The following is a 14,954-nucleotide window of genomic DNA, read 5'->3' on the forward strand; positions in this document are numbered from 1 at the left end:
CCGCTGAGGGACTCCGACCATTGGTGGCGGTGCTCGTCCTTATTGTGCCACTCACCGCGCCTGTGACGGTGACCGACAGGTGCGGTGACGGCTGCTCAGGAGCCGGTGGGGTCCCGTCCCTCGGTGAGGGCGTCCCAGGAGTCGATGTCATCGCGGCGCTCGGACTCGCGATCGTCGTCGCCCGCGGCCCGACGCTGGGCGGTGCCGCGCTCGAAGCGCGAGGCCGCCGGCCTGGCCCAGGTCCTGGACGAGATGAGCGCCCAGACGCCGCCGAGGATCACGAGCACGGAGGCCGCGGCGCACAGCCAGGGGCCGACGGTGAGCTCGTGCTCGGCTCCCGTGCCGACCACGCCGGTCATCTCCCCGACGACGCCCTCGGAGACCCCGACGGGGTCGGCGATGGCGCCGATCACGGCGATCAGGGAGCCCAGTCCGGCACCGGCGATCATCAGGGACACCACGGGTCGCAGTCGCGGACCGGCGATGCTCAGTGCGACCGCGCCGGCCATGGCGACCAGTCCGAGGGCCGAGACGGCCGGTGCGGCATCGCTGCCGCGCACGTCCACGTCGATCTGCGAGACCGCCGTGGCCACGCTGGCGTGGACCCAGCTCATGGCGGAGGCGCCGAACAGCGCCGCACCCAGCACGAGGCACAGCAGGACGACGATGGGCTTGCGCTTCAGGGCCGTCATCGGGCGGCTCCCTCGGCTGCGTCGACCTGCTGCCGGGCATCGGCGCTCAGGCGGCGAGGGCGGCGCACGGACTGGGCGGCGAGGGCCGCGCGCAGCGGCGCGGCGGCCTTGTTCAGCGATTCCAGCGCCTCCGTCTCCGGCACCGAGTCGGCGACGATGCCGCCTCCGGCCTGGACGTACGCGCGTCCGTCGACCAGCAGCGCCGAGCGGATCGCGATGGCCACGTCCATGGAGCCCGCGAAATCCATGTAGCCGACCACTCCGCCGTAGACGGCGCGGCGACGGGGCTCGTACTCGTCCAGCAGCTTCAGCGCCCGGGGCTTGGGCGCCCCGGAGAGCGTTCCAGCGGGGAAGGCTGCGGCTAGCACGTCGTACGCGCTCACGTCCGGGCGCATGCGCCCGACCACGTTGGAGCACAGGTGCATGATGTGGCTGAAGCGCTCGATCGCCATGAACTCGGTGACCTCCACGGAGCCCGGCTCGCAGACCTTCGAGAGGTCGTTGCGGGAGAGGTCCACGAGCATGAGGTGCTCGGCGCGCTCCTTCTCATCGGCCAGCAGCTCCTGCCCCAGCGCCTGGTCCTGCTCCGCGGTGGCACCGCGAGGACGGGAGCCGGCGATCGGGTGCGTGACGACCTGCCCGTCCGAGACGTTCACGAGCGCCTCGGGCGAGGACCCGACCACGTGGAAGGGCCTGCCCTCGGCATCCTCGAAGGCGTACAGGTACATGTAGGGGCTCGGGTTGATCGAGCGCAGCATGCGATAGACCTCGAGCGGGTCGGCCGTGCACTCGGTCTCGAAGCGCCGTGAGATCACGACTTGGAAGATCTCGCCGTCGACGATGGCCTGCTTGGCCTCCTCGATCGCGCTGAGGAAGTCCTCGCGCGGCCACGACTGCTGCACCGCCTCCTCGATCCGGTCCCGGTCGATCACGTCCTCGGCGATCGAGACCGGGGCCTGGGACGACGGCCGGTCCAGCTTCTCGAGCATCCCGTCGAGGCGCTCGACGGCATCCAGCCAGGCCTCGTCCACGCGCTCGTCCGTGCCGTCGGCGTTGTACGCGTTGGCCACGAGCGTCACGGAGCCGTCCGTGTTGTCGTGCACGGCCATCTCCGAGACCAGGTTCATGGCCAGTTCGGGGATGCGCAGGTCGTCCAGCGGCGGATCGGGCAGCCGCTCCCAGCGGCGCACGACCTCCCAGCCGAGGAAGCCGACCATGCCCGAGGACAGCGGAGGGGCGTCGTCGAAGCGCTCGGTGGCCAGCACCGCCAGGGTCTCGCGCAGAGCCTCGACCGGGCTGCCCTCCGTGGGCAGCCCGACGGGGACGTCGCCGACCCAGTGCGCCTGGCCGTCCCGGCTGATCAGGGTGGCCCTGGAGCCCGCGCCGATGAACGACCAGCGGGACCAGATCCCCTGAGCGGCGGACTCCATCAGGAAGGTGCCCGACGGCGCCGTGCCGTCCTCGCGCAGCACGAGGCTGCGGTAGATCCCGATCGGGGTCAGCGCATCGGCCATCACGGTGGTGCGCACCGGGATGACGCGGTGGTGCCTGGCCAGCTCGCGGAACTCCTCGAGGCTCGGGGAGACCGTGCCCATCTGGTGCATCATGCGACTTCTTCCTGCCGGGCGATGCCCGGCCGTGATCTGGGGTTGGCGACGCTCACGTAGGGATCCCGGCGCCTGCGGCGGCGCCCGGGCGCAGCGTGCCGGTCAGCGCTGCCCCTGGATGGCCTTAAGCTGCCGGTCCTCGAAGCAGGTGCGGGTGCCCGTGTGGCAGGCCGCCCCCACCTGCTCGACCTCGACCAGCAGGGCATCGCCGTCGCAGTCCAGGCTGACGCGGCGCACGAGCTGGATGTGTCCGGAGGTGTCGCCCTTGCGCCACAGCTCCCGGCGGGACCGGGACCAGAACGTCACGCGACCGGTGGTGAGGGTGCGGTGCACAGCCTCCTCGTCCATCCAGCCGAGCATGAGCACCTCTCGGGTGTCGTGCTGCTGGATGATCGCGGCCACGAGGCCGTCCGCATCGCGCTTCAAGCGCGCGGCGACCGCGGGGTCCAGCTCGGGCGAGGACGGGCGGGCTGAGGGGCTGGGCTGTTCGGACATCACCGGACACTATACTATGGGCCCGCGCTCGGACGCCTCGGCCGCGCAGCTCGGCTCAGCGCTCGCAGCGATCCGCTCAGCGGACCTCGTGGCCCTCGGCGCGCAGCGCCGCCTTGACCTCGGCGATGGCGTCGACCGGCCCGAAGTGGAAGATCGAGGCTGCCAGCACGGCATCGGCGCCGGCGGCCACGGCGGGCGGGAAGTCGGCGGGAGCGCCCGCGCCCCCGGAGGCGATCAGGGGCACGCTCACCGCGGAGCGCACCTCGCGGATCATCTCCAGGTCGAAGCCGTCACGGGTGCCGTCGGCGTCCATGGAGTTGAGCAGGATCTCCCCCACGCCGCGGCGCTCGGCCTCCACAGCCCACTGCACGGCGTCGATCCCGGTGAGCTCGCGGCCGCCGTGCGTGGTGACCTCGAAGCCCGAGGGGGTGTTCCCGGTGCGCCTGGCATCGCAGGACAGCACGAGCACCTGATTGCCGAAGCGGCGGGTGATCTCGTCGATGACCTCCGGGCGCTTGATCGCCGCCGTGTTGATCGAGGCCTTGTCCGCCCCGCAGCGCAGCAGGCGGTCGACGTCCTCGGCGGTGCGCACACCGCCGCCGACGGTCAGCGGGATGAAGACCCGATCGGCGGTGCGGGCGACGACGTCGAACGTGGTGGCCCGGTCCGATGACGAGGCGGTGACGTCCAGGAAGGTGAGCTCATCCGCACCGGCGTCGTTGTACCGGGAGGCCAGCTCGACCGGATCGCCTGCATCGCGCAGGTTCTCGAAGTGGACGCCCTTCACGACGCGCCCGGCGTCGACGTCCAGGCAGGGGATGACACGGATGGCCACGCTCATGGCTGCTCCTTGCGGTGCCCGGGCAGGCGGGCTGGTGATTCGGGATCGGTCGGCTCTGAGGATTCCGGGGCCGCAGCCCCGGGGGCTTCACAGCCGGGCGGCGTGGATCGGCGAGACCAGGATGGCCCGGGCGCCCACGGAGTAGAGCTCGTCCATGACCTTGTTGGTGTCCGAGCGGCGGACCATGGCGCGCACCGCCATGGCTCCGTGGTGGCCCAGCGGCGAGATCGTGGGACCCTCCATGCCGGGGGTCACGGCCGTGGCGGCCTCAAGAAGGTCCTCCGTGATGTCGTAGTCGATCATCACGTACTGCCGGGCCACGAGCACACCCTGGATGCGCCGGCGCAGGACCTCCAGGCCCTCGGCCTCCGCCTTGGCGGCGTTGCGGATCAGCAGGGCCTCGGAGCGCATGATCGGCTCGCCGAAGATCTCCAGTCCGGCCGCCCGCAGCGTGTTGCCGGTCTCCACGACGTCGGCGATGGCGTCTGCGACGCCCAGGCGGATCGAGGACTCGACGGCACCATCCAGGCGCACGACCTCGGCTTGGACTCCCTGCTTCGCCAGGTGGCGGCGCAGAAGGCTGTCGTAGCTCGTGGCCACTCGGCGGCCCTCGAGGTCCTGAAGCGAGGAGAACTGCCCGGCCGGGCCGGCGAAGCGGAAGGTCGAGCGGGCGAAGTCCAGGCCCAGGTCCTCGACGGCGTCGGCCTCGGAGTCCAGCAGCAGGTCGCGGCCGGTGATCCCGACGTCCAGCACTCCTCCCCCGACGTAGACGGCGATATCGCGCGGACGCAGGTAGAAGAACTCGACGTGGTTCTCCGGGTCGACCAGCACGAGCTCTCGGCTGTCGCGGCGCTGGCGGTAGCCCGCCTCGCTCAGCATGGCGGCGGCGGACTCTGACAGGGCGCCCTTGTTGGGCACGGCGACGCGCAGCATGGTCGGTGATAGCTCCTGAGGATTCGTGCGGCGGATTTCGTTCAGGGGTGAGGGCGCCCCGGGGCCTTCCGAGCCGGGCCGGCTCAGAGGTGGTTGTAGACGTCCTCGAGGGAGATGCCCTTGGCCACCATCATCACCTGCAGGTGATACAGCAGCTGGGAGATCTCCTCGGCGGCTTCGTCGTGGGTCTCGTGCTCGCAGGCCATCCAGACCTCGGCGGCCTCCTCGACCACCTTCTTCCCAATGCCGTGGACTCCGCGGTCCAGCTCGGCGACGGTCCCCGAGCCCTCGGGGCGGGTTTCGGCCTTCTCTGTGATCTCTGCGAAGAGCTGCTCGAACGTTTTCACGGGCCTCACCCTATCCTGCGGCGGCGGGGTGCTCCCGCGCGCAGCCCGTCCGCTGTCGGTGCCCGGACGGCGCGAGCCTCCCGGCGCCGCGGCGCCTCAGAACGTGTACGTCGTCGCCTCGATGGCGCGCTGCTGCGCCGCGTCCTCCCTGTCCGCGGAGCTGCCCGCCAGGGCCTGCCACAGGCTGCGGGCCAGAGCGTCGCTGCTGCGGAACGGCTCGGAGTTCTGCCGCGGCCGGGCGAAGGCTCCCAGCGTCGGCACGGTCGTGAACACGCCGGCGGCGAACAGGTCCGGATGCGCCCGGCCGTGGCGGTCCACCACTCGGTACTGGGCATCCACCTCCAGCTTGCCGGTGGTGACCATGGTCGACCCGTCGTCCGATGGGAAGGACTGCTCCTCCCCCAGCTCCCCGGCCAGCACGGAGCGCAGGACCGGATTGGCCGTGCCCGCCATCGACGGGCCGGGCAGGCGGGCCTCGACGAAGTGCGGGGCCTTGATCCACGGACCGCCCGCCCGGGAGCGGGCGGCGAACCCTCCGCCGGCCTCGTCGTGCTCGACGATCACGTCCGGACCCAGGAAGCGCACGAACCCCGCCTCGTGCAGGGCCAGCAGCTCCTGGAGACGGTGCGCCGGCGGACCGGAGTCCACAAAGCTGAAGAACCCCGGCCACCAGCGGTTCATCATGCCCAGCCCGGCCTCGGTGAGCCGGTCCTCCGGCACCAGGTCCATCAGGGCCACCCGCAGGTGCAGCAGTGCCAGGAACAGCGCCAGGGTCTGGCTGCGCTGCGGATCGCTGCGCTCGTCCATGTCCCGGCGGATGCTGCGCAGCACCGCCTCCTGCACCTGCTCGGCGTCCTCGAAGGTCAGCCCTTCCAGCGGCCGGTCGATCGCGTGCAGGTCCAGCAGATCGCGCGAGTCCCGGAACGTCTCGTGCAGCAGCCGCGACAGCTCGCTGGGCCCGGCCGCCGCGTACCGCCGGGCGAAGTCCTCCCAGCGCACGCCGTCGCGGACGCGCTCGGGGTGGCCCAGGACGATCTCGCGGTACCAGTGGTGCCCGGCCTCGCGGGTGATCAGGGGCCACAGGTGCTCATCCCAGTCCAGCTGGGAGTTCTCGTCCAGCAGCCTCTCGATGGCGGCTGCGGTGACGAACTGCAGCCCGTCCGGGGCGAAGGGGGCGCGCAGCTGCGTGGAGATCTTGGAGTGGAAGGGCACGCCGCGGCGCGAGCCGACCCACAGCAGGGGCTCGCTGCCCGAGGGCTCGTAGACCAGCGCCTCGCCGGATTCGATCCTGGCGGGATCCGCGGAGCCGTCGCGCGTGCGGAAGCGCCCGCCGCGGCCCTCGTAGAGCAGCACCATCAGGTCGATGAAGCCCAGGCCCATGCCGGTGACGACCGCGCGCTGACCGGGCCCGAGCGCGCTCCAGTCGACCTCCTCGGTGTAGGAGGGCCGCGTGTAGCTGCCCTCCGACGCACTGGCGGCGGCGCCGCGGCGGCGCTGCCCGCGGGTGGCCAGGGCATCGGTGTGCCCGAGCAGCAGCACGGCGGCATCGGCGTGCAGGACGGTCCCGTCCTTCAGGCGCACGTCGTGGCCGCCGCGGGAGCACTCCGTGATCTCATCGGCCCACGTGGGGTGCACGATCACGTCGTCGATGCCCGGCGAGGCGAGCGCGCGGTCCACCACGCGGCGCCACACCCACTGCAGGTAGCGCTGGTGGACGCGCCGGGTCGGGAAGTCCGCGCCGCGCAGCTGCCGGATGCGGCGCAGGTCGTCCTCGTCGTCGATCTCGGCGTCCTCGATCGAACCGTCGGCCACACCGGCCGCCCACTCCTCGAGCGAGGGGCCGTCCCAAGCCGCACCCTCGGCGACCACGGTCTCGTCGGTGAACATCGTCACGTCACGGGCCATCGAGTTGAGCTTGAGCAGCGGTGACTGGTCGTGGCGCCAGATCCGCCCTGAGCCGGCCTCGAAGGGCTCGATCACGTGGACCCGCACGGGCCGGTCCACCGTCCCGGACAGCTGTGCGGCATTGGCGGCCAGACGCTCCAGCACGAGCGTGGCGCGCGGGCCGCCTCCGATCAGCACCAGCTCCCTGGTCCTGCGCGCGCCGCCGGGGCGGCGTCCGGCTGCCGAGCTCGTGTGCTGCGTCATCGTGTGTCCTCCGGGGCTGTCGTCCCCGCGGTCCGGGCTGCGCAGGCCGCTGCCGGCCTGCCGCGCTCCGCGCCGCGTCGTCGGAGCCTCGACGCTAGTCCAGCCGGGGCGCCGAGCGCCCGGCCGTATGACGAAATATGAGGTCGGAGGCGCGTGCTGGGACGTCTGGCGAGAGGATGGGGAGCATGAGCATTGCCGAGAACCGCCCACGCCGCCGTGTCCATCTCGCGGCGCACTTCCCGGGCGTGAACAACGAGACCGTGTGGTCGGATCCCGTGCGCTCCGGCTCCAACATCGCCGTCGAGTCCTTCGTGCGCATGGCCCGCGACGCCGAGGAGGGCCTGATGGACTTCCTCTTCCTGGCGGAGGGTCTGCGCCTGCGCGAGCAGGGCGGGCAGATCCACGACCTGGACGTCGTGGGCCGCCCCGACACGCTGACGATGCTCTCGGCCGTGCTGGGGGCCACGGACCACATCGGCGTGGCCGGCACCCTGACGGCCACCTACCACGAGCCGTACGAGCTCGCCCGGCAGCTGGCCACCATGGATCACCTCTCGGGCGGGCGCACGGCCTGGAACGTCGTGACCAGCCCGGACGCCTTCACCGGCGAGAACTTCCGCCGCGGCGGCTACCTCCCGTACGAGCAGCGCTACGAGCGCGCCGTCGACTTCATCCAGGCGGCCCGCACCATGTGGGAGTCCTGGCCGCTCGATCCGGCGCAGGCAGGCCCGGACGCCGGGCGCTTCGTCCACCGCAGCGAGTTCTTCGATCTGGAGGGCCGCTTCGGGGTGCCGCGCAGCCCGCAGGTCCACCCCGTGGTGATGCAGGCCGGCGACTCCCCTTCCGGGCGCGACTTCGCGGCGGGCTCGGCCGATCTGATCTTCACCCGCCACTCCGGCCCGGAGAACGGGCGGGCCTTCCGCGACGACATCCGCTCCCGGCTCACCGCGATCGGCAGGGATCCAGACGAGATCCAGATCTATCCCGGCGTGTCCTTCGTGATCGGGGACACCGAGGAGGACGCGCAGGAGAAGAGCCTGGAGCTCGCCTGGGCGCAGCACTCCGGGGCCACTGCGCTGGCCACCGCCTCGCGGCTGTGGAACATGGACCTCTCCGAGCGCGATCCCGACGATCCGGTCCCGGACTTCGACCCGGTGGTCGACGGCCCCCAGCTCTCCCAGGGCCGGGTGAACCACTACCCCGACCCCGTGGGCACGGCAGAGTCCTGGCGCGAGCTCGGGCGGCGCAACGGCTGGTCGCTGCGCAAGGTCGTCTCCGTCGTGGATTCGCGGCATCACTTCGTGGGCACGCCCCGCTCGATCGCCGAGGCCATGAGCCGGGAGGTCGATCAGGGCGCGGCCGACGGCTTCATCCTGGTGCCGGCCTATGTCCCGGGCGGCTTCCGGGAGGTCGTGGACCGGGTGGTGCCCGAGCTGCAGGAGATGGGCGTCTACCCCGATCACCACGAGCCCGCGACGCTGCGCCAGAGGCTCGGGCTGCCCGAGCACCGCCCCGCCGAGCAGTGGGCAGCGCTGCGGGACGGGCAGGCGGCCGCCGCATCCGACGCCGCAGCAGCGGCCCAGCAGAGCCAGGAGGCCTGAACCCATGACCGAGACGATACTCTCCGTCGGGCTGGGAACGCTGCCCGACCTCGACGGCCCTCACGACGATCCCGCCGCCCTGCTCACCGGCCGGCTGCATCTGCGCGCCGCCCAGGACCTCGAGGCGCTGGGCGTCACGCAGCTGATGCTCGACGACGTCCTCGACGCCGGCGACGGCACCGACTCCGCCGCGATCCGGCTCTCGGCCCTGGAGCTCGCCGCTTGGCTCGCACCGGCCACGCAGCGGATCGGCCTGGTGCCCACGCTGACCACCACGCACACCGAGCCCTTCCTGCTGGGGACCATGACCGCGACGCTGGACTACGCGAGCCGCGGTCGCGCCGGCGTGCAGCTGGCGCCGTCCCTGCGCGCCTCCGAGGCCGCCGTCGTGGGGCGCCGACCGCTCGCCGAGCCGGCAGAGGCCTGGCGCGAGACCGGCGAGGTCGCGGATCTGCTGCGCCGCCTGTGGGACTCGTGGCAGGACGACGCGATCATCGCGGACACCTCCACCGACCGCTTCATCGATCGCGAGCGGCTGCACTACACGGACTTCGAGGGCACGGACTCCGTCGGGCAGCCCTTCACCGTCAAGGGCCCCTCGATCGTGCCGCGTCCGCCGCAGGGCCATCCGGTGATCGTCGTGCGGCTCGAGGACGGGCACGGCCTGCGCGGTCCCCTCCCGGGCACCGCCTCCGACGTGGCCGTCGCGGCCGCCCAGACGGATGCCGTGATCGTGCCGGCGGCGATCAGCGACGACGAGCTCGCCGTGCTGCGCCGCGGGGCCCCGCATGCGCGCCTTCTGGCAGCACTTCCCCGCGAGGATCTCGCCGGGGCGATCGACGCACTCGTCGAGCGCCTCGCCGCGGCGGGGTCCGACGGTCGGGGCCTCGTCTTCGCCGGCGTGCACCTCGACGCGCGGCCGAACGATGCCGCCGAACTCGCCGAACGGGCGATCTCGGCCCTGTCCCGGGCGGGGCTGAAGCCGGTGGCCAGCGAGACCGGATCGCTGCGGCAGCGCTGGGGACTGCCGGCGGCCGACAACCAGTACGAGGGCGCCTGAGGCGGCTCAGCTCGCGGACAGTGCGTCGCGCATCTGCTGCGCGTCGGTGACGGTCCGGGAGTCGTCGAGCCCCTCATCCTGCAGCCCCCAGCGCTCCAGCGCCGCCTCGTAGCTGCCGTCTCCCATCGCCGAGTCCAGCGCGGCCTCCAGCGCCGGGGCCAGCCCGCTGTCCTTGGCGGTGGGCGCGGCCACGAGCGTGTTGTTCGGCCATCCCGCGCTGATCCGCCCCACGACCTCCGTCTCGGATCCGGAGTCCTCCCGGAACGAGCCGCCGGGATACGGCCCCAGGTGCAGATCCGTCCTTCCGGAGACCAGCGACAGGATGGCGTCGGCGTCGTTGAGGTAGTACGACAGCTCGGCCGGCTCCAGACCCCGCTCCTCGAGCTCGCGGTTCCACTCGAGCAGGATGGCGTCCTGGTTGGTGCCCGGCGAGACGGAGACCTTCAGCCCGGAGATGTCCTCCGGGCCCTCGACGTGGAACTCGCTGCCCTGCCTGGCCTCGAAGCCCATGTACGCGGTGCGGTACGTGGCGAAATCGTAGAGCTCGAGCCGCGGCTCGGTCAGGCCCACGTTGATCATCACGGTCTCGATCTGACCGGTCTCCAGGCGCAGCGGCCAGTTCTCCCAGGTGGTGGCCTCGACCTCGAGCTCCAGGCCGAGCTTGTCCGCCATGAGCTGGGCGAGGTCGACCTCGGAGCCCACGACCGTGGACTGGTCCGTGGCGGCGAAGCCCAGCGGCACCGCCGCCGGGGTGGCCGCCACCGTGAGCTTGCCGTCCGCGGCCACCGACTCCGGCACGAGCGCTGCCGCCTTCGGATCGATGTCCGTGCGCACCCGATCGTCCTGCTCCGGCGAGAAGTCGAAGCGCTGGGCGGCCTCCACGCCGCCGCCGGCCGCTGCGGTGCCGATATCCACGGGATCGGCCGTGCACCCCGGCAGGATGCCCAGGCCGAGCACCGCGGCACCGGCGATCAGTCCGCGCCCCATCCGCCCCGACCTCCCTCCGACCGGGCTCACAGCACGTACTCCGGGTCGAGGTGCCGGCCCAGGAACTCCTGGGTCCGGGCATGCTGCGGGGCGGAGAACAGCTTCTGCGGCGGGCCCTGCTCCACGATCTCCCCGTCGGCCATGAACACCACGTGATCGGCCACCTCCCTGGCGAAGGACATCTCGTGGGTCACCACGATCAGGGTCACGCCCTCATCGGCCAGGCCCCGGATGACCTCAAGGACCTCCTCGACGAGCTCGGGGTCCAGGGCGGAGGTCGGCTCGTCGAAGAGCAGCACCTTGGGGTGCAGCGCCATGGCTCGGGCGATCGCCACCCGCTGCTGCTGCCCGCCCGAGAGCTGGCGGGGATAGGCACCGCCCCGGTCCCCCAGCCCCACGCGATCGAGCAGGGCCTGGGCGGTGCGTCGCGCCTCCGCGCGGGGGCGCCCCTGCGTGTGCACAGGAGCCTCGATGATGTTCTGCTCCACCGTCATATGCGGGAACAGGTTGAACTGCTGGAAGACCATTCCCACCTGAGCGCGGCGGCGCAGGACCTCGCGCTCGGGCAGCTCGCGCAGGGCCTGGCCCTCGGGCTGGTAGCCGATCATCTCGCCGTCGATCGTGACCCGGCCAGCGTCCTGGGCCTCCAGGTGATTGATCGTGCGAAGCAGCGTGGACTTCCCGGACCCCGACGGGCCCATCAGGACCACGACCTGCCCGGGCTCGACGTTCAGGGAGACGCCGTGGAGGATCTCCCGGCCCGCGAACGACTTGCGCACGCCCTCCAGCACGACCCGTCCTCGCGTGGGCACCCGGTCTTCGATCAAGCGGTTCGTCTCCTTCGCGCTCACAGCGAGCTCCCTTCCGTGTGCAGCCGGGTCCTCTTCCGCTCGCGGGCGTCGGCCCGCTCACTCGCCAGCCGTGCGCGCACCCGCTGCCAGGGGGTGGACGGCAAGGTGCGCACCGCACCGCGCGCGACCCGCCGCTCGACGTAGTACTGGACGATGTTCAGCGCAGTGGTGATCACGATGTACCAGATGGTGGCGACCATGAGCATCGGGATGACCTCGTTGGTGCGCGAGTAGATGATCTGCGCCGTGTAGAACAGATCCCCCAGCGCCAGGACGTAGACGATCGAGGTGCCCTTGACCAGGCTGATGATCTCGTTGAAGGCCGGGGGCAGGATCGCGCGCAGGGCCTGCGGCAGCACGATCCCCACGGATCGCCGCCATGCCGGAAGCCCGAGCGCCTTGGCCGCCTCGAGCTGCCCCGCATCCACCGAGAGGATGCCGCCGCGGATGATCTCGGCGGCGTAGGCGGCCTGATGCAGGCTCAGTCCCAGGGCGGCGGCGGCGAACTTCCCGACGAGCTCCGTGGTGCTCGCCTCGAAGAGGACCACGTCGGTGAACGGGATGCCCAGGACGAGCGTCTCGTAGAGATAGCCGATGTTGTACCAGAGCAGCAGCTGCACGAGCAGCGGCACGGATCGGAAGATCCAGATGTAGGTCCAGGCCAGTCCCGCGAGCACCGGCGAGCTCGACATCCGCAGCAGGGCCAGCGCGAAGCCGAGCACGAACCCGGCGACGCCGGCGATGGCCGTCAGTGACAGCGTCAGCCCCAGGCCTCGCATGATCGACTCGGCGGTGAACCACTGCGCCACGACTCCCCACTGCCAGCGGGGGTTGGTGATCAGGGCCCAGACGATGACCAGGATGACGATGACGCCGAGCATCGAGGCGAGGCTGCGCCAGGGGTGGCGAGCCGGCAGCACCCGCACGGGGCTGTCCGGCTCGGGGGTGGAGGGCGAACGGCTGTCCATGGGCTCCGGCCTTCGAGGGGGCGTCGGCGAGTCGAGGAGTCGAGCGATCGCCGCGGACCCGGCTCAGCCTAGGACCGGGATGCAGACCTCCCAATTCCGCCGTCACGCAGTGACATGCGGCGATGCCCCACTGGACGACGGCCCAGCATCAAGTCCGTCCCAGGCAGGTGGGCGCTCGGCCGCCTCAGCAGCCTGCACCCGGACATGCGAAAGGCGCCGCCGCTCCTTTCAGGGAACGGCGGGGCCCTCGACCGACGGAGCCGGAGATCAGTGGGCGTGCTCTCCGCGGCTGTGCTCGAAGACCATTCCGAACACGCCGAGCATGGCGATCGGGAACGCGAGGCCCACGATCCACCAGTCGATGGCCAGGCCGAGCACGAAGATCATGGCACCGGCGCCGAACAGCAGCGGCGTCCAGGACCACGGGGAGAAGTGCCCGTAGTCGCCGGCGCTGTCCGAGATCTCGCCCTCGAGGTCATCCTCAGGGAGCATCGCCTTGGCGCTACGCAGCGTCAGCTGGAAGTAGACCGCGAGGAAGGCGGACATCACGCCGACGGCCAGCAGGGCCGGGAAGCCGGCCAGCTCGTGGAAGTCGGTCACGAACCCGTAGATGAAGCCCACGACGATGCAGAACGCCGTCAGCAGCCACATGACCTGGATCGTTGCCTTCATCGGGTGGCCTCCATGGTGTCGTGCTCGCGGCGATCCCGCTCGGTCGGGTTGGCCTCGGTGTCACCGGTGTGAGGATCCGGCGACAGGGCCGCCAGCTCCGGGTGGTGCAGGTCCAGGGCCGGGCGCTCCGAGCGGATGCGCGGCAGCGAGACGAAGTTGTGCCGCGGGGGCGGGCAGGACGTCGCCCACTCGAGCGAGCCGCCGAAGCCCCAGGGATCGTCGACCTCGACCTTCCTGCCGCGCTTGTGCGTGATGTACACGTTCCAGAAGAACGGGACCATCGAGGCTGCCAGCAGGAAGGCGCCGATGGTCGAGAACTGGTTCATGAACGTGAACCCGTCCTCCGGCATGTAATCGGCGTAGCGGCGGGGCATGCCCACCACACCGAGCCAGTGCTGGATCAGGAAGGTCATGTGGAAGCCCACGAAGAGCATCCAGAAGTGGACCTTGCCGACACGCTCGTTGAGCATCTTGCCGGTGAACTTGGGCCACCAGAAGTAGAACGCGGCGAACATGCCGAACACGACAGTGCCGAAGATCACGTAGTGGAAATGGGCGACCACGAAGTAGGAGTCCGAGACTTGGAAGTCCAGCGGCGGGGTGGCCAGGATGACGCCGGTCAGGCCGCCGAAGAGGAACGTGAACAGGAAGCCCAGGACCCACAGCATGGGAGTCTCGAAGGTGATCGAGCCCTGCCACATGGTGCCGATCCAGTTGAAGAACTTCACGCCCGTGGGCACCGCGATCATCATGGTCATGAACGAGAAGAACCCGAGCATGACCGAGCCGGTGACGTACATGTGGTGGGCCCACACGGTCACGGACAGCGCGCCGATGGCGATGGTCGCGAAGACCAGGCCGACATAGCCGAACAGCGGCTTGCGGGAGAACACCGGGATGATCTCCGAGACGATGCCGAAGAACGGCAGCGCCAGCACGTAGACCTCGGGGTGGCCGAAGAACCAGAACAGGTGCTGCCACAGGATCGCGCCGCCGTTCTCGGCGTCGAAGATGTGCCCGCCCAGTCGACGGTCCATGCCCAGTGCGAACAGCGCGGCCGCCAGCGGCGGGAAGATCATGATGATCAGCAGCGCGGTGATCAGCGAGGTCCAGACGAACACCGGCATGCGCCACATGGTCATGCCCGGAGCCCGCATGCACAGGATCGTGGTGATGAAGTTGACGCCGCCCATGATCGTGCCGAAGCCCTGCAGGACCAGGCCGAAGACCCAGAGGTCGCCGCCGACTCCCGGCGAGAACGTGGTGGAGTTCAGCGGAGCGTAGGCGAACCAGCCGAAGGACGCGGCGCCCTGCGGGGTCAGGAAGCCGATCACGACGACGGTCGAGCCGAAGAGGAAGAACCAGAAGGCCAGCGCGTTCAGTCGCGGGAAGGCGACATCCGGCGCGCCGATCTGCAGCGGCACCAGCACGTTGGCCAGGCCGATGAACAGCGGGGTTCCGAACATCAGCAGCATCACCGTGCCGTGCATGGTGAACAGCTGGTTGTACTGCTCCTTGGTCTCCAGGATCTGCATGCCGGGAGCGAAGAGCTCTGCACGGATCAGCAGCGCCATGACGCCGCCGAGGCAGAAGAAGGCGAAGGACGTGATCAGGTACATGTACCCGAGCGTCTTGTGGTCCGTGGTGGTCAGCCAGCTGACGATGATCCGGCCCTTGGAGCGGGGCACGACCCGCGGTGCGACCGCGGCGGAGTCATTGGCTGAGTACTCGAGAGTGGTCATATTCTCTCCG

14 protein-coding genes are annotated in these 14,954 nt (G+C 70.8%); 2 read left to right on the forward strand and 12 right to left on the reverse strand.

Going from position 1 to position 14,954, the window contains the following annotated elements; genetic code table 11:
- Positions 1–95: 95 nt before the first annotated feature.
- The 7 genes from FFS25_RS06720 to FFS25_RS06750 form a co-directional block, all read right to left on the reverse strand.
- Positions 96–692 (reverse strand): Trp biosynthesis-associated membrane protein, encoded by a 597-nt coding sequence (locus tag FFS25_RS06720; RefSeq protein WP_137802336.1) that lies wholly within the window; start codon positions 690–692, stop codon positions 96–98.
- Positions 689–2,296, reverse strand: coding sequence for an anthranilate synthase component I (locus tag FFS25_RS06725; protein ID WP_040560255.1), 1,608 nt, complete (start codon positions 2,294–2,296; stop codon positions 689–691). Before FFS25_RS06725 ends, FFS25_RS06720 begins: the two co-directional genes overlap by 4 nt.
- 105 nt (positions 2,297–2,401) lie before the next feature.
- The gene (hisI, locus tag FFS25_RS06730; RefSeq protein ID WP_137802337.1) at positions 2,402–2,794 is read right to left on the reverse strand and encodes a phosphoribosyl-AMP cyclohydrolase; all 393 of its coding nucleotides are present in this window, start codon (positions 2,792–2,794) and stop codon (positions 2,402–2,404) included.
- Between the two features lie 76 nt (positions 2,795–2,870).
- Positions 2,871–3,635: an imidazole glycerol phosphate synthase subunit HisF gene (hisF, locus tag FFS25_RS06735; RefSeq protein WP_137802338.1), complete on the reverse strand. Its 765-nt coding sequence runs from the start codon at positions 3,633–3,635 to the stop codon at positions 2,871–2,873.
- Positions 3,636–3,722: 87 nt separating this feature from the next.
- Positions 3,723–4,568: an ATP phosphoribosyltransferase gene (gene hisG, locus FFS25_RS06740; protein WP_024290478.1), complete on the reverse strand. Its 846-nt coding sequence runs from the start codon at positions 4,566–4,568 to the stop codon at positions 3,723–3,725.
- Positions 4,569–4,651: 83 nt separating this feature from the next.
- Positions 4,652–4,915 carry a phosphoribosyl-ATP diphosphatase gene (locus FFS25_RS06745; RefSeq protein ID WP_006213222.1) on the reverse strand — a complete coding sequence of 88 codons (264 nt, stop codon included), beginning with the start codon at positions 4,913–4,915 and terminating at the stop codon, positions 4,652–4,654.
- 96 nt (positions 4,916–5,011) lie between these two features.
- Positions 5,012–7,063, reverse strand: coding sequence for an FAD/NAD(P)-binding protein (locus tag FFS25_RS06750; protein WP_006213223.1), 2,052 nt, complete (start codon positions 7,061–7,063; stop codon positions 5,012–5,014).
- Between the two features lie 185 nt (positions 7,064–7,248).
- On the opposite strand from FFS25_RS06750, the gene FFS25_RS06755 reads away from it, so the two are divergent.
- Both FFS25_RS06755 and FFS25_RS06760 read left to right on the forward strand, forming a co-directional pair.
- A complete protein-coding gene (locus FFS25_RS06755; RefSeq protein WP_137802339.1) occupies positions 7,249–8,664 on the forward strand; it encodes an NtaA/DmoA family FMN-dependent monooxygenase in 1,416 nt (471 codons plus the stop codon).
- A 4-nt stretch (positions 8,665–8,668) separates the two neighbouring features.
- Entirely contained in the window at positions 8,669–9,724 is a 1,056-nt protein-coding gene (locus tag FFS25_RS06760) for an LLM class flavin-dependent oxidoreductase (RefSeq protein WP_006213225.1), read from the forward strand.
- Between the two features lie 6 nt (positions 9,725–9,730).
- Here the strand turns inward: FFS25_RS06760 and FFS25_RS06765 are convergent, their stop codons facing one another.
- The 5 genes from FFS25_RS06765 to ctaD form a co-directional block, all read right to left on the reverse strand.
- Entirely contained in the window at positions 9,731–10,711 is a 981-nt protein-coding gene (locus FFS25_RS06765; protein WP_006213226.1) for a transporter substrate-binding domain-containing protein, read from the reverse strand.
- Between the two features lie 26 nt (positions 10,712–10,737).
- On the reverse strand, positions 10,738–11,538 hold the full coding sequence (locus FFS25_RS06770; protein WP_275580792.1) for an amino acid ABC transporter ATP-binding protein: 801 nt from the start codon (positions 11,536–11,538) through the stop codon (positions 10,738–10,740).
- A 20-nt stretch (positions 11,539–11,558) separates the two neighbouring features.
- Positions 11,559–12,530, reverse strand: coding sequence for an amino acid ABC transporter permease (locus FFS25_RS06775; protein ID WP_006213228.1), 972 nt, complete (start codon positions 12,528–12,530; stop codon positions 11,559–11,561).
- Positions 12,531–12,797: 267 nt separating this feature from the next.
- Positions 12,798–13,202 (reverse strand): cytochrome c oxidase subunit 4, encoded by a 405-nt coding sequence (locus FFS25_RS06780; protein ID WP_006213229.1) that lies wholly within the window; start codon positions 13,200–13,202, stop codon positions 12,798–12,800.
- The gene (gene ctaD, locus FFS25_RS06785; RefSeq protein ID WP_006213230.1) at positions 13,199–14,944 is read right to left on the reverse strand and encodes an aa3-type cytochrome oxidase subunit I; all 1,746 of its coding nucleotides are present in this window, start codon (positions 14,942–14,944) and stop codon (positions 13,199–13,201) included. The genes FFS25_RS06780 and ctaD overlap by 4 nt, the downstream gene beginning before the upstream one ends.
- Positions 14,945–14,954: the final 10 nt, after the last annotated feature.

The organism is Kocuria sp. 2SI (assembly GCF_005502825.1).
In the GTDB taxonomy this organism is placed as follows: domain Bacteria; phylum Actinomycetota; class Actinomycetes; order Actinomycetales; family Micrococcaceae; genus Kocuria; species Kocuria palustris.

Bases quoted from the DNA above. Each gene is read 5' to 3' on its own strand.
- ctaD (WP_006213230.1), bottom strand. From the start codon at position 14,944: ATGACCACTCTCGAGTACTCAGCCAATGACTCCGCCGCGGTCGCACCG.
- FFS25_RS06755 (WP_137802339.1), top strand. From the start codon at position 7,249: ATGAGCATTGCCGAGAACCGCCCACGCCGCCGTGTCCATCTCGCGGCG.
- FFS25_RS06780 (WP_006213229.1), bottom strand. From the start codon at position 13,202: ATGAAGGCAACGATCCAGGTCATGTGGCTGCTGACGGCGTTCTGCATC.
- FFS25_RS06750 (WP_006213223.1), bottom strand. From the start codon at position 7,063: ATGACGCAGCACACGAGCTCGGCAGCCGGACGCCGCCCCGGCGGCGCG.
- FFS25_RS06765 (WP_006213226.1), bottom strand. From the start codon at position 10,711: ATGGGGCGCGGACTGATCGCCGGTGCCGCGGTGCTCGGCCTGGGCATC.
- FFS25_RS06725 (WP_040560255.1), bottom strand. From the start codon at position 2,296: ATGCACCAGATGGGCACGGTCTCCCCGAGCCTCGAGGAGTTCCGCGAG.
- hisG (WP_024290478.1), bottom strand. From the start codon at position 4,568: ATGCTGCGCGTCGCCGTGCCCAACAAGGGCGCCCTGTCAGAGTCCGCC.
- FFS25_RS06720 (WP_137802336.1), bottom strand. From the start codon at position 692: ATGACGGCCCTGAAGCGCAAGCCCATCGTCGTCCTGCTGTGCCTCGTG.
- FFS25_RS06775 (WP_006213228.1), bottom strand. From the start codon at position 12,530: ATGGACAGCCGTTCGCCCTCCACCCCCGAGCCGGACAGCCCCGTGCGG.
- hisI (WP_137802337.1), bottom strand. From the start codon at position 2,794: ATGTCCGAACAGCCCAGCCCCTCAGCCCGCCCGTCCTCGCCCGAGCTG.
- hisF (WP_137802338.1), bottom strand. From the start codon at position 3,635: ATGAGCGTGGCCATCCGTGTCATCCCCTGCCTGGACGTCGACGCCGGG.
- FFS25_RS06760 (WP_006213225.1), top strand. From the start codon at position 8,669: ATGACCGAGACGATACTCTCCGTCGGGCTGGGAACGCTGCCCGACCTC.